Origin of the sequence: Nostoc sp. DedQUE07 (assembly GCF_034530975.2) — a bacterium.
Taxonomy (GTDB): domain Bacteria; phylum Cyanobacteriota; class Cyanobacteriia; order Cyanobacteriales; family Nostocaceae; genus Nostoc.
Map to the genome: position 1 here is coordinate 87,759 of NZ_JAVRCC020000006.1, position 14,022 is coordinate 101,780.

General features: G+C 43.0%; 14 protein-coding genes, 1 tRNA gene and 1 pseudogene. 9 read left to right on the forward strand and 7 right to left on the reverse strand.

Annotation, left to right across the window (positions count from 1 at the left end):
• Positions 1–304 precede the first annotated feature (304 nt).
• Positions 305–1,387, reverse strand: a complete 1,083-nt coding sequence (locus RMZ95_RS06895; RefSeq protein ID WP_099102323.1) for a Gfo/Idh/MocA family protein — start codon at positions 1,385–1,387, stop codon at positions 305–307.
• 326 nt (positions 1,388–1,713) lie between these two features.
• Here RMZ95_RS06895 and queC point away from each other — a divergent pair, with 326 nt between their 5' ends.
• Positions 1,714–2,391: a 7-cyano-7-deazaguanine synthase QueC gene (queC, locus tag RMZ95_RS06900; RefSeq protein ID WP_322685069.1), complete on the forward strand. Its 678-nt coding sequence runs from the start codon at positions 1,714–1,716 to the stop codon at positions 2,389–2,391.
• A 33-nt stretch (positions 2,392–2,424) separates the two neighbouring features.
• On the opposite strand, the gene RMZ95_RS06905 is transcribed toward queC, so the two are convergent.
• Positions 2,425–3,852, reverse strand: coding sequence for a hemolysin family protein (locus tag RMZ95_RS06905; RefSeq protein ID WP_322685068.1), 1,428 nt, complete (start codon positions 3,850–3,852; stop codon positions 2,425–2,427).
• A gap of 147 nt (positions 3,853–3,999) precedes the next feature.
• Positions 4,000–4,701 carry a hypothetical protein gene (locus RMZ95_RS06910; RefSeq protein WP_322674734.1) on the reverse strand — a complete coding sequence of 234 codons (702 nt, stop codon included), beginning with the start codon at positions 4,699–4,701 and terminating at the stop codon, positions 4,000–4,002.
• Positions 4,702–4,996: 295 nt separating this feature from the next.
• On the opposite strand from RMZ95_RS06910, the gene RMZ95_RS06915 reads away from it, so the two are divergent.
• Positions 4,997–5,069 (forward strand) — tRNA-Ile (locus RMZ95_RS06915).
• 91 nt (positions 5,070–5,160) lie between these two features.
• On the opposite strand, the gene RMZ95_RS06920 is transcribed toward RMZ95_RS06915, so the two are convergent.
• Complete coding sequence (locus RMZ95_RS06920; protein ID WP_322674735.1) at positions 5,161–5,595, reverse strand: hypothetical protein; 435 nt, start codon at positions 5,593–5,595, stop codon at positions 5,161–5,163.
• Between the two features lie 106 nt (positions 5,596–5,701).
• Between RMZ95_RS06920 and pyrE the strand changes: the two genes are divergently transcribed.
• The gene (gene pyrE, locus RMZ95_RS06925; RefSeq protein WP_322674736.1) at positions 5,702–6,325 is read left to right on the forward strand and encodes an orotate phosphoribosyltransferase; all 624 of its coding nucleotides are present in this window, start codon (positions 5,702–5,704) and stop codon (positions 6,323–6,325) included.
• Between the two features lie 16 nt (positions 6,326–6,341).
• A complete protein-coding gene (locus tag RMZ95_RS06930; protein ID WP_322674737.1) occupies positions 6,342–6,668 on the forward strand; it encodes a hypothetical protein in 327 nt (108 codons plus the stop codon).
• 234 nt (positions 6,669–6,902) lie between these two features.
• Here the strand turns inward: RMZ95_RS06930 and RMZ95_RS06935 are convergent, their stop codons facing one another.
• Together RMZ95_RS06935 and RMZ95_RS06940 are read right to left on the reverse strand one after the other, a co-directional pair.
• Complete coding sequence (locus tag RMZ95_RS06935; protein WP_322684368.1) at positions 6,903–8,417, reverse strand: sensor histidine kinase; 1,515 nt, start codon at positions 8,415–8,417, stop codon at positions 6,903–6,905.
• A complete protein-coding gene (locus tag RMZ95_RS06940; protein ID WP_322684369.1) occupies positions 8,414–9,097 on the reverse strand; it encodes a response regulator transcription factor in 684 nt (227 codons plus the stop codon). The genes RMZ95_RS06935 and RMZ95_RS06940 overlap by 4 nt, the downstream gene beginning before the upstream one ends.
• Positions 9,098–9,245: 148 nt before the next feature.
• Here RMZ95_RS06940 and RMZ95_RS06945 point away from each other — a divergent pair, with 148 nt between their 5' ends.
• The 3 genes from RMZ95_RS06945 to aspS all read left to right on the forward strand — a co-directional run bounded on the left by RMZ95_RS06945 (position 9,246) and on the right by aspS (position 12,243).
• Positions 9,246–9,515 (forward strand): hypothetical protein, encoded by a 270-nt coding sequence (locus tag RMZ95_RS06945; protein WP_322684370.1) that lies wholly within the window; start codon positions 9,246–9,248, stop codon positions 9,513–9,515.
• 146 nt (positions 9,516–9,661) lie between these two features.
• The gene (locus RMZ95_RS06950; protein WP_409882176.1) at positions 9,662–10,195 is read left to right on the forward strand and encodes a hypothetical protein; all 534 of its coding nucleotides are present in this window, start codon (positions 9,662–9,664) and stop codon (positions 10,193–10,195) included.
• Positions 10,196–10,455: 260 nt separating this feature from the next.
• Positions 10,456–12,243, forward strand: a complete 1,788-nt coding sequence (gene aspS / locus RMZ95_RS06955) for an aspartate--tRNA ligase (RefSeq protein ID WP_322684372.1) — start codon at positions 10,456–10,458, stop codon at positions 12,241–12,243.
• A gap of 182 nt (positions 12,244–12,425) precedes the next feature.
• On the opposite strand, the gene RMZ95_RS06960 is transcribed toward aspS, so the two are convergent.
• Positions 12,426–13,064, reverse strand: a complete 639-nt coding sequence (locus tag RMZ95_RS06960; RefSeq protein WP_322684373.1) for a DUF4241 domain-containing protein — start codon at positions 13,062–13,064, stop codon at positions 12,426–12,428.
• A 222-nt stretch (positions 13,065–13,286) separates the two neighbouring features.
• Here RMZ95_RS06960 and RMZ95_RS06965 point away from each other — a divergent pair.
• Positions 13,287–13,514: pseudogene (locus RMZ95_RS06965) on the forward strand (DUF3011 domain-containing protein); the annotation flags it as partial.
• Positions 13,515–13,521: 7 nt separating this feature from the next.
• On the forward strand, positions 13,522–13,689 hold the full coding sequence (locus RMZ95_RS06970) for a hypothetical protein (RefSeq protein ID WP_322674744.1): 168 nt from the start codon (positions 13,522–13,524) through the stop codon (positions 13,687–13,689).
• Positions 13,690–14,022: the final 333 nt, after the last annotated feature.

Genomic DNA, 14,022 nt, shown 5'->3' on the forward strand with positions numbered 1-14,022 from the left:
CCTGTTTCATTAATGTTGAGAGTTAGAAAAGTTCGTAAGTAGCTCTACCTTTGAGATTGAACGATTTATCGCTCACTACAAACCTCACAAAATTAATCAAACGAACTACTAGGTTTTGTTTTCTAATTTTTTAGATCCCCCTTAGCCTGCTTTTTTAAAGGGACTAGGAAGGATCTAAAGATTTGATGGCAAATTTAAAAACATATTCTAGGTTTTCTGCTGAAGTTGAGACTGTGGGGTAGCACCGGGAGAGAAGGGAGAAAATTTCACCTTGTCCCCCTTGTCCCCCTTGTCTCCTATTCTTCTAGACTGTGGGGGTCAAAGATTGTACCCTTGGTTCCGATTGCCAGTCTAAGGGATTCCAAACTCGGTCTTCCAGCGCCATCTGCTCAATTAAACTTGCAAGTCTCAAGGCTTTAAGAGCTTGTTCGCCACCTACTGAAGGTTGATTGCCACCGTGTACGCAGTTGACAAAATGTTCCAATTCTGCACTTAGGGGTTGAATATTGCTGGTGTAGACTTTTTCAATTACACCGTCTTGCCTGTAAAGTACTTGTCGGTGGTCGGTGAGAGAATTGGCAGCCGTTTGTCGGTGAATCAAAATTTCATTCTTGAGAAAATCTGCCTCAGTAAATGAATTTTTGCAATGGGCGACAATTCGGCGAATTTTGCGGTGAGTGACTTTACTAGCAGTCAGAGTAGCAACAATACCATTGGCAAACCCCAAGGTGGCGGTTACGTAATCTAAATAACCAGAGTCTAGGGAGCGAGTACCGCTAGCAGTCAATTTTGTGACTGGGGAAGCAGCTAATTCCAAAAGTAGGTCGATGTCATGGATCATTAAATCCAGCACAACTGAAACATCGTTTGCCCGATCTGAGTAAGGACTCATTCTGTGGGCTTCTAGCGCCAGCAATTCCTCTGTTTTTAGAACTTGGCTCAGTTCTTTAAAAGCTGGGTTAAAACGCTCAATATGACCTACTTGCAGGATACATCCAGACTCAGCTGCGGCATTTACTAAAGACTCTGCCTCAGAAATACTGGCTGCGATCGGTTTTTCAATCAAAACATGAATTCCCGCTAACAGACAGTTGATGCCCACGGCATAGTGCAGACGGGTGGGAACAGCTACACAAACTGCTTCCACAAGGGGTAGCAGATCGCAATAATCTTCAAAAAAACGCACCTTGTACTTGCTGGCAGTTTCTAATCCTCGCTCGACGTTAATATCTGCCACTCCGACTAGTTCAACATCTTTCATTGAACTCAGCACGCGAGCGTGGTGTTGTCCCATGTTACCCACTCCAATCACGCCTATGCGGATTGGTCGTGGCTGGTTGCGCTGTGTATATGGATTCGGTTCTGCCACTGACATGCTATTTTGCACTATTATTCTCTCCTCAACCACCAAATTTAGAGACGCTACGGCCGTTGGCGTTTATACTCGAAAGCCGGTTACGATCCGTCTAAAACCATCCAGATGGTAACATAGAGCCTATGTTTATGAAGAATTTCAAAGTTTGCGATCGGTTCCCGTAATCTAAATATCTTTTGTATAGATATTTCGAGTTTGCTCTTTCTCCAAAAATATATGTATTTTTATTAACTTTAAACGTTCCAGTACAGCTTAAGTATAAATTCTCCTTGGCATCGCTTTCTGGCGTCTTGTTAAGGTTTGATGCAGTTATTTGAAATCCAAAATTTGCAACCGAGATGAAAGCTGTAATTTTGTTATCTGGGGGATTGGACTCTTCCACAATTCTGTACAAAGCTCAAGCTGATGGCTGTGAATGTCATGCTATTTCCTTTGATTACCAGCAGCGACATCGACGAGAGTTACAGTCAGCGTTCAGTGTGGCTCAAAAAGCTGCGATCGCAAAACATCAGGTAGTTAACTTTGACTTACGACAATGGGGCGGTTCGGCCCTTACCGATAATGCCATTGATTTACCCCAAGAGCGATCGCTGGATGAAATGTCTCAAAATATTCCTGTCACATACGTTCCGGCTCGTAATACCATCTTTTTAAGTTTTGCTCTTAGTTATGCCGAAGCGATCGCCGCAGAGCGCGTCTATATCGGCGTTAATGCCCTCGATTACTCAGGATATCCTGATTGTCGCCCCGACTATATCCAAGCAATGCAGGAAGTTTTTCGCTTGGGAACTAAACAAGGGCGTGAGGGACAACCAATTAAGATTGTTGCACCCCTAATCAACCTGAAAAAAACCGAAATCATCCAACTGGGGAATCAATTGGGAGTTCCTTGGGAATTAACTTGGTCTTGCTATACAGGTGGAGATGTTGCCTGTGGTGTGTGTGATTCTTGTCGCTTACGGCTAGCAGCTTTTGCCGAATTGGGACTTGTCGATCCAGTGGCGTATGCACAGTAGAGGCATTTGTCATTGGTCATTTGTCATTTGTCATTAGTTATTATCCCCAGCCCCTCTGCTCCCCTGCTCCTCTGCTCTCCCCTCTTCCTCTAACCGTCGCAGTTGAATTTGATGCAGGCGTGGGCCAACAATTGAGATCACAGTGAATTCAAGATTTTGATAACAAAAGATTTCGCCTTTGGCCGGAATTTTCTGTAACTCATACAGCAAAAAGCCCCCTAGTGTTTGGTATTCTCTGGTCAGGGGCAAATTGAGATGCAAAACTTCATTGAGGTCTTCAAGGTTGATTTGTGCTTGCACTAAAAATTTATGCTCATCTAACATCTGAATCAGCAAGTCGTCATTGCTCTCAGGTTCGCTGGGATCGCCAATAATTTCAGCAATCACATCTTTGATTGTCACTAGTCCCACAGTAGAGCCAAATTCATTCACTACCATCACCATAGCGGGTTTCTCTTGCTGCATCATGGGCAAAAGTTCACTCAAGGGGGTGTGTTCTGGAACAAACCGGGCGGGACGCATCCAAGGTTGGATCTGTGTCTCTAAACTGAGGTTTCCGACTGCCAAAGGTTGTGCCAAATCTTTAAAATAAACAATACCGCGAACATCGTCTAAAGATTCACCAATCACCGGATAGCGAGAGTAACCAGTAGAAGCCATTTCCCTGAGTAATGTCTGGAAGGTAGCATCTTTTGGCAGTGTGATAATACTGGTGCGCGGGATCATCACATCTTGCGCCATCACATCCCCAAACTCAAAGACATTATTGAGCAATTCTCGCTCTGCACGCTGTAAACCAGTAGACCCCCATTCTGTAGAGATAATCAGTTGTAATTCTTCGGGAGTTACAGGCGGCCGCCAGCCTTGGCCTGTGTATTGGATGCCAAAAATCCGTAATAAAAAACGAGTTGATTGGTTAAGAATCCAGATGAAGGGGCCAAAAAAACGCACGATCGCTTTTACTGGAGGCCCCAAAAACCTCGCTAGCTGTTCTGAGTACAGCATGGCTAAGGATTTGGGACATAGTTCTCCGATCACAATTTGCAAATAGGCAATTAAGAAAAAGGCGATAGGAATTGATAGGGAATGGGCGAGGAAGCTAGTCATCCCACTGGGTAAAGGCCAGGATCTCAACCAGGCCTTCACCAGCACAACAATCGTACTTTCGCCAATCCATCCCAGTGCCAAACTAGAGAGGGTAATGCCTAACTGGGTGGTAGATAGCAGTCGGTCAATACTGCGTTGTAACATTTCTACAGCGATCGCGGGAATATCCCCAGCCTTAACTAGCTGGTGAATACGCGATCGCCGCACACTCACCATCGAAAATTCCGCCGTCACAAAAAAGGCATTTATGGCAATCAGTAGTAGCACTGATAACAACCGCAGCGCCACTTCTATCAAACTTAAATTAGGAAAACCACTCACCGCCAAAGCTCGTGTAAAACTCACGTCCTCCATTTAGGGGGATTGGGGACTGGGTATTGGGTATTGGGTATTGGGTATTGGGTATTAGGTAATGAAAAAGTATTCCTAAATATTTATTTCCTATTACCCAGTCCCCAGTCCCCAGTCCCCAGTCCCCAGTCCCCAGTCCCCAGTCCTCTCCTACCTTTCTACAGGAATATTCGATGCCTCTAGCTTCAATTGTTGAGCGGGATAATCAGTGAGAGCAAGTGATATTTTCTTGACATCATCAAGTAAAGCTGTAGGAATGCTTACTGTACCTGAAAATGCTGGCCCATTTACAGGCAATTCTGTTGGTAAACCCTCTGTACTTGCACTCAGGGTTCGTCCTTTGTCATCAGTAACATCTAAAAAACTATACAAGAAGCGCACAGAATCCTTACCTTTGTTCTGCATTTTCACTTTCAGTAGTAAATCACCACCAGAGTAGCGAGCAGATTGTACAGTCATTGTTACACCCTGACTTTGGGCAGTAACCGGAAAACCTGGTAGGGGCTTTTCTTCAACTACTTCTGGGGGTTTTTCCTCTGGCTTTTGCTTGCTGCTGTTGGTTTCTTCATCATCTTCTTCGGGCTTTTCCGATTTAGCGGCTTTAGTCTTACCCTCAATTCGCGCCTTGACTATTTTCAGAATTTCTTCCTCTTTTAATAGCACTAGCCCTCCCTGTTGAGAGCTATTTGCCTTATTGCTGGCAAATTTAGTTGTAGGACGCCCATCTGGTGTAGTCACGCCTTTAAGTGCTGAACTCCCCAGTTCAAAGCCCAATAACGCGCTCACAGAACCTGCTCCCATCATCAGAATTAACAAAATCAAAGTAAGAAGTACAGTAGAATTTATTTTCATCGCTGACAAGCTATCACAATAGAATGCTGGTCTATTTAAGAATAGTGAAGCTTTTGACCTCAATCCTTAAAGGAACTTAATCAATATTAGTTTGCACTATATCTATGATCAAATTATGTAGTATAAAAATCTAATAAACTATTGTCCAGTATTCACACGTGGTAAATTTGTGCTATATTCATTGAATTGGCTAAACTCAGTGCGTGAGGTATTTTGCTCGCTCTAAATTTAGTAAATAAGGTTGACCTAAGAGTTGAAGTAATTTTCTCGTAGCAACCCACACACCAAAAAACAAGCGCCTTTGGCCGATTGGGGAGGCAACGAACTCATAATTCGTCTTCAGGCTGGTTCGATTCCAGCAGGGCGCACTGAATCATAAAAAATGGGCATGGGGCATGGGACATTGGGCATGGTTTATTCTCCTTGTACCTGCATTTTCCCACTCCCCACTCCCCAATCTTACCGAGATGGTAATGTTTCAAACCTGAATTCTGTTCCTACTTTGAGTTTGTTGCTATAGCGAGGAGACACGAGCAACGATGTGTCATAAGGATTTGGTAAATCAGGAGTACGAATATAAGGATCGTTGCCAACTTGCTGAGTCAGGGCATCATGATATAAAGTATTAACCAAATTGGCGTCGCGGGCAATTTCATTTTCTGGGAAGGAACCACCGAAACCAGAACCAGATCCGAAAAATGAGTCTAGCTGACGCTTGAGGCTGCTACTATTTTCGTAGAAATTGCGATCGTGACGAAAATAAGCTCGTTCAAATACATCATTCATAGTTTCAGAATTGGGTGTTGCCGTTTGGGCAGATGCAATAGAGGGAAAAGCAATACCAGCAGCAAGCAGCACCAATAAACCACCAAAGGTTTTAAATTTTATACGCACGTTTTTGACTCCTCAACTTTTGCTTTGGGCGAATCTTAATTTATGCTGAAGTTCAGAACTCTGATGAGTTCAACCTTTGGTGTAGCACAACTTTTAATGTTTTGTAATGACGTATCCTACTGAAACTCTTACCCACTCAGATATTTGGGCAACCACTTCGGATTTGACCACTTTACGCCACAAGTTACTAGATTTATTTTGCCAACTTGCTTATCAAGAGGGTGATTTTCTCTTATCTTCTGGGCTGCGTAGTTCTTATTACGTCAATAAGACACAGGTAACACTCCATCCTCAAGGTGCTTTAGCAGTCGGACGATTACTATTTCCTTTATTACCTGTAGATACACAGGCTGTAGGTGGTTTAACAATGGGAGCCGATCCAATTGTGACAGCAGTGAGTATAGTTTCTGTTTATGAAAACCGCCCAATACCAGCGCTGATTATTCGCAAGGAAGCCAAGGGTTATGGAACAAAAGCTTATATAGAAGGCCCCAGTTTACCAGAGGGCGCAAAAGTAGTAGTTTTGGAAGATGTAGTCACAACTGGGCAATCTGCTCTAAAAGCGGTTGAGCGTCTTAAAGATGCAGGTTATACCGTAAATCAAGTAATTTCACTGGTAGATCGACAACAAGGGGGAGGTGAGTTGTACCAGTCAGCAGGGTTGAAGTTTGAAACTTTGTTTTCGATTCAGGAAGTTCAAGAACGCTATCGACAACTTGCAAATTCATGAACTAAAGGAGATAAATATGCAAGCAACAGTATCCACACTAACACAAGAAAAAGTTGATAAAGCTGTGAGCGCAATTCTTGAAGTACTAGGAAAGCCAGAAAATGATTTACACCACAAAGCGTTAACAGCTTTTCAGAGTGGCGATTATCAAACTGTAAAGAGACTGGCATCTACTAACTTGACTGATGATTATTGCAAAGCTTTGGGATATCTGGGAGGAGCGCTGAAGTTGACTCCAAACACTGATACTATTTTGGCGGAATCGGCTCGTAGTGCAGCTGAATTTGTCAAAGAAAAAGCATTGCAGCACCTTGGTCTTAAGATCGCTGATGCTTTGAATTAATCAATGCAATGAGCTTGCGCGATCGCTCTTTCGATGGCGGTATTGTACTTATACCAATTCAATTAATGATTGCAACACATTCTTGGGTAAAGACGCGACGCCAGTCGCTACAACGGGGGGAACCCCCGCAACGCGCTGGCTCATGAATCGCGTCTCTACAAATGGTGTGTTTGTCGCATTCTTTTTTCAAATTGGTATTACTTTTTTCGGCTTCTTGTAGTAATAAAAGAGGGATTACTTCATCGGTAAGGTGAGGGTGAACGCTGTTTGACCAGAAGATGTTAAGTCAAGAGTAAGGTCGCCACGATGTGCCCTGGCAATTTCTCGGGCTAGGCTCAGTCCTAGTCCGATTCCTTCTACCTTGCGGTTACGTGAGGGATCGCCGCGATAAAATCGGTCAAAAATGCGATCGCGATCGCTTAGGGGAATATCTTTTGATGTATTGACAATGGTGACGTGAAGAGTTACTGGAGTTTGATGAGCGCGAATTTGTATCCAGCCGTTGGTGAGATTGTATTTAATTGCATTACTAAATAGGTTTTGCAAAACTTGAATTAAAAGATCGCGATCGCCTTTTATCCACAACCCATTAGTAAAGTCAGTTTCCACAGTCAAATGGGGAGCTAGCATTTCCACATCTTCTAGCATCTCCATCAGCAATTCAGACATATCCACTTCAACCAGATACAAGCTCATTTTTCCGGCATCTGCCAGAGATAGCAACAAGAGTTTTCGCATAATTCCACTCAGGCGGCGCACCTCATCTAACAAATTGCTTAGGCGCTGTTGTACTTCACTACCGGGATCGACTTGTTGGAGTGTTCGTTCTAGTTCGCCTTGCAAAATAGTCAGTGGGGTTTTTAGTTCATGAGCCGCATCACCACTAAAGCGGGAAGCTTGGGTAAAACTACGTTCCAAGCGTGACAACATCAGGTTAAACACCTGAATCAGTTCGACAAATTCAACATCAGTTGTCCTAATGGGAATCCGCTGATCTAGCCCTTTGACAGTTACCTGTTGAATTACGCCCGTTAATTGCCGGATGGGACGCAAAGCACCGCCAGAAACTAACCATGCTCCCACCGCAACCAGCAGCAGCGCTCCCGGAATTGAAACCAGGAAGATATTGCGAATGATAGCCATATCTCGATCTACGGCTTGCAAGCTAACGGCAATGGCAATCTGAGCATTGGGAAATTTAGTTGCTCCAATCCGCCAGACTGCTGTTTTTGTCTGCTCTGTGACAAATTGAGGTGGGCGTGGACGAATTAGCGGCGGCCGCTCCAAGGATGGATTGGTAGTGGAGGGTAAAGGTGGTGGTTCTCTCTTCGGCGACGGTGGTAGAGGTGCCAACTCAAGACGCTTCAGCAACAGACGATTCACCTCAAGATCGGTAGGTAGGGAGTTGGATTGATAAACTATATTGTTATTTGTGTCCAGCACCACCAGGGCGACGGGGGTTTTTGTATTGGTTCCGAAAGCATAAGATAAGGAATCTTCGTAAAACTGCCATCGCGATCGCTCGCGTGAGTTTTCTCTTTTGGAAAAGGCTGCGCCAGTGGGAGGTTCCTCTGGTGGAGGAAAGTTCGGAGTTGCCCGCATCAAGTGATTTAATAGTTCTGCATCCAGGCGGCTAATCTTAGCATTGTAAATCTGAAACCAGGAAACCGCGCCAAATCCGACTAATGTGCTGCCAGCTAGAGCCGCAGACAACAGAGCAATGCGGAGTCGAAACGAAGGAAGTTTCATGATGAAGAATCTGGCTTGCGAAATCGATATCCAACCCCTCGAATGCTTTCAATCCAGACTACTTGATCGATGGGGTCAATCTTTTTACGAATTCGCTGGATACAAACATCCACAACGTTGGTGTTGGGGTTAAAATCGTAGCCCCAAACGTGTTCTAAAATTTGGGTACGAGTAAAAACCCGTCCGGGAGAACGCATGAGATATTCTAGAAGATTAAACTCGCGGCTGGTGAGCTCTATCACCTGGCGATCGCAAGTGACTTCTCTAGTGATGCGATCGAGTTTGATCGGGCCAACGCAAAGTAGATTTTGGCGATCGCTTACACTCCGGCGCACAACGGCATGAATTCTAGCTGCTAATTCTTCCACAAAAAACGGTTTAGCGATATAGTCATCCGCTCCCAAATTTAGCCCTTGCAAGCGATCGTCTAGTTCATTCCGAGCCGTCAACAAAATCACCGGAGCATTCCGACCTTGCCGCCGTAATAGTTTTAGAATCGATAGTCCATCTTTTCCCGGCATCATAATGTCGAGTATTATCGCATCATATTCGTTGTCTAACGCCCGCAGATATCCGTCATCACCGTTATCGCAGTAGTCTACAACAAATCCCTGCTCCTTTAATCCAGCCCGGACAAAGTTAGCAATTTTCGCTTCATCTTCAACAAACAGAACATTCACAGCATTTATTAATTCATATATTCTTTTATTCTAAATTCATTATTTTTTATTCAAATTACAAAACTGTAATTTAGAAAATAGGAAAGCTGTAATTTTGAGGTGGCTCAATTAGAAATATGAACACCCTAGCTTTTAAAGGTTGATTTTTATGAATATTCGTCGAGTCTTAGCCATAGCAGCAATTCCTTTTTTGATTGGTACATTCGGTTTTGTTGTACCCAATCAGGCAAATGCCGCTAATCCATCTCATCGGAACGCCGAGATTTCAGAACACCCTAACAAACGGCAAATATCTGATGAAAAACCACAAGTAAGACATTCTAAACCCCGTCCACATCAGAAAAAGCGTACTCCCCAACGTCCCCAAGCTCATAATCAAGAAGCAGTTCAAAACCGGGTAGAACGCAATAACCGTTAATTTATGCACCCTTGCATTTTGCCTCGCCCTCAGCGGCGATCTCATCAGAGTATTGTTGTTTTTAAATTACAAAACTGTAATTTAGAAACAGGGCAAACTGTTATTTTGAGAAGACTTAATTAGAAATATAAACCTTTGGAGATTTAATGATGAATATTCGTAGAGTATTAGTAGTAACAGCGATTCCTGTTCTGATTGGCACATTTGGTTTGATTTCACTCAATCAAGCAAATGCTGCTAATCAATTCGAGCGAATTGCACAGGCGCAACAACCGCCCAACGAACCATCAAACGAACGGCCGCGTCCACCCAGACCTGATTTTGCAGCCGCCGCAACCAAATTAGGAGTTACAGAAGCCCAATTAAAGGCGGCGTTAGGAGTTCCAGCCAATCCACCAAATCCAGGCGATCGCAATCAACGCCCACCTAGACCTGATTTTAAAGCCGCAGCGACAAAATTAGGAGTTACAGAAGCCCAGTTAAAGGCGGCGCTAGGAGTTCCAGCCAAGGAGCCAAATCCAGGCGATCGCAATCAACGCCCACCCAGACCTGATTTTAAAGCCGCAGCAGCAAAGCTGGGTGTCACTGAACAACAGTTGATCGACGCACTAGGTGTTCCACCTCATCCTCCTGGCGATAACGGAGCCTCTCCCCAAGAAAATCGTCCTAATCAACCATAGACCACGCAGTAGGGGCGCAAGGCCTTGCGCCCCTACGACAGGTAAGGTTTTTTCCCCTTTACCCTTTACCCTTTTCCCTTTCCCCCAAAACCGGACAAGTATTGGGTGTAGTTCAAATACATGAAAGATGCTGTATATATAGTGTGAGATTATTTGATTTTTTCTTTCACCAGAACTACTACAATTACTATTGATGCTAGATAATGGGAAGGCTTTGACATTTTCTTGCCAATCTAGCCCGGAAACAATAACTAAGACTTATGCGAACTCACTATTGCGGCGAACTCCGAAAAGAACATATTGGAGAAACTGTTACCTTTTACGGATGGGTAGACCGTCGCCGCGATCATGGTGGTGTGATATTTTTAGATTTACGCGATCGCTCTGGAACTGTCCAAATCGTCAGCGATCCGCAACGCACCCCAGATTCTTACGAATATGCGAACGCCCTGCGAAATGAATATGTTGTCGAAATCACTGGTAGGGTAACACAACGTCCCGAAGAATCGTTGAATACCCGCATCCCCACAGGCGAGGTAGAAATTTACGCTGATAAAATTGAACTACTCAATGCTGTTCGCAAACAGTTACCTTTCCAAGTTTCTGTAGCTGATACCGAAACAGTACGAGAAGACTTACGGCTGAAATATCGTTATTTGGATTTGCGACGCGAACGTATGGCGCAAAATTTGCAACTACGTCATCAAATTGTCAAAGCCATGCGTCGTTATCTAGAAGATTTGGAAGGTTTTATCGAAGTCGAAACCCCAATCCTTACCCGTTCTACTCCAGAAGGAGCGCGGGATTATGTTCTACCCAGTCGCGTCAATCCTGGTGAATGGTATGCTTTGCCGCAATCACCCCAGCTATTTAAACAATTGCTGATGGTATCTGGCTTAGATAGATATTATCAGATTGCCCGTTGCTTTCGTGACGAAGACTTACGCGCCGATAGACAACCAGAATTCACCCAGTTGGACATGGAAATGAGCTTCATGTCCCAAGAAGAAATTATCGAACTAAATGAGAATTTAGTTTGCCATATCTACAAAACAGTTAAAGGCATTGAGTTACAGCGTCCTTTCCCCCGTCTTACTTATGCTGAGGGGATGGAACGCTATGGTAGTGATAAACCAGATACACGCTATGGTTTGGAATTAGTTGATGTCTCAGATATCGTCAAAGACTCTGGTTTCAAAGTCTTTCGGGACACTGTTACCAATGGTGGTATCGTCAAAATTCTGCCCATTCCCAACGGTAACGATGTAATTTCTAATGTCCGCATTAAACCAGGTGGCGATTTATTTAAAGAAGCCAGCGAAGCCGGTGCGAAAGGTTTAGCTTATATCCGCGTCAGAGATGATGGCGAAATTGATACTATTGGCGCGATTAAAGACAACTTAAGTGAAGAACAAAAACAAGAAATTTTGCGCCGTACAGGTGCAAAAGCTGGACATTTGCTATTGTTTGGGGCAGGGGAAGCTGTTACAGTTAATAAAACTTTAGATAGATTACGACAAGTGATCGCTAGAGAATTTAACTTAATCGATCCCGAAAAAATTAACTTGCTGTGGATCACAGATTTCCCGATGTTCGAGTGGAATGCTGACGAAAAACGTCTAGAAGCACTACACCACCCGTTTACAGCACCACATCCTGATGATTTGAGCGACTTAAAGACTGCACGCGCCCAAGCTTACGACTTGGTACTCAACGGCGTAGAAATTGGCGGCGGAAGTCTGCGGATTTATCAGCGAGAAATTCAACAGCAAGTGTTTGAAGCGATCGGGTTATCTCCTGAAGAAGCACAAAGTAAATTTGGCTTTCTCTTAGAAGCATTTGAATATGGTACACCGCCGCATGGTGGCATCGCCTACGGTTTAGATCGTTTGGTAATGTTGCTAGCTGGAGAAGAATCCATTCGGGATGTCATTGCTTTTCCAAAGACACAACAAGCACGTTGTTTGTTAACAGATGCGCCTTCGAGTGTAGATGCTAAACAGTTGAAAGAATTACACGTTGCTTCGACTTATAAACCAAAGTCTTAACTCGACTTTATCCAATTAGGCGGCATAAACAGCAATATCGTTTGTTTCGTTGCCGATACCAAACAAGCCAACCCAAGGTGCGCTCTATCACCCAGTGTTTTGGAAGCAAAACAAACCTTTTGCGCTCTTTGGGTTGGAGTACTACTTGTATAATCCAACGGCAATTTTGATGATTTTAATATTCAAAACTCAGTGACAACGTTAACAATTTTATCTTCGGTGTCGTATCCAAAGTAGGTTGGGTAAATACCATCTCCATACCCTGATGAAAAGGCAATTATATTTAATTGGGTAGATTTATCTATACAAATATTTGCCCACTTCCATGTAGGTCTGTAATTTTTTCTTAATTCATCTTGAATCAGGTCTATCAAGCTTTCTTCTTGGGGATTAGCAATGTATGCATAGTATATTGAATCATCAAGAATCTTTACTGCATCAAAATCCATAAAGCAGCCAACTCCAGAATCAACTGGATAACCCAAGGTGTCATTTTCTGTAAGCGAAGCTAGTTCTTCATCAGAGCAAATACCTAATTTCCAATTTATGGGACTTTCTTCGCTAATACGAATTATGGCATAAGCCCCTCTTTGGTCATTATTTCTTGGATAATGAGCAACAATTAATAAAACAGGATATTTACCAATTGGTAAAGACTTTTGAAAAGCTTCACTATCAGGAAAAGCAAGTGGGTCACAAGCTACTAATCTTCCTGAAGTTAAAATTAATTCCCCAACATAATGGGTTGTAAATGTAATATCTCCAATTGAACTAGATAGTTTTTCACCTCTTAAAGCTTTATAAAAATTAATAGTATCCATTTTTGTATAACGTTTGAAATAGATATTGTAGCATAGGTATAGTTAAAACCCTTGCAATGCTTAAGTGCTTGATAGAAGCTGTTGTCTTTGATGAAGTTAAAAGTGCAAATATTTTTTGCATTTAATCTGATTTATGCATTGGCTATGAATGCAATTTGCTAGAATTACTATAGTTTTTGTTTCTGAGATTTGGAAGAAATCTAGCATTTTATTATTATGATTATGCGCCTTCCCACAATTGCTGCGACCTTTCTGGTTGCTAGTCTTGGTATCGGTACACTTTTGAGTATTGCTGCCCCAGCTTCAGCTGACGAGATAATAACTTGTGCAAGCCAAAATAATCGAAGGAATACTTGTTCGGTAAATACAAGAGGCAGAGTGAGGCTTGTTAGGCAATTGTCTAACACCAGTTGTAGAGGAAATTGGGGCTATCGGAGAAATCGTATTTGGGTGAAAAATGGTTGCCGAGCTGAGTTTTCAGTTGGCGATCGCAGAAACGACAGATATGACAGATACGATCGAAATGATAGATATGACAGATACGATCGCAGAAACGATAGATATGACAGATACGATCGAAACGATAGATATGACAGATAGGAGACTGGGTATTGCATCAATATAGATAGTTAAGCAGAAATTAAGAAACTTACTTCTGCTAACTTTTATAAGTAAAGCCCTTATCAACTCTAAGAGGGTATTGATTTCTATGTATGTTAATCAAACATTGCTTTCGAGTGCGTGTCTAGTTGGCATTTATCTAGCGTTTCAAAACTTTGGATAGATGTTTCGGGTATATACAGCTAATTTCAAGTTGATGAAGTACACAAGCTGTCAAGTCTTCTTTGCGTATCTTGCTAATGCGATCGCTTCTTTTTTTGTAGAGAAGCGATCGCAGTGTTTATTTTATAGTCGCAGATAAGATAAGAGAGTAATATGCTCCTCACACACAAGTAGC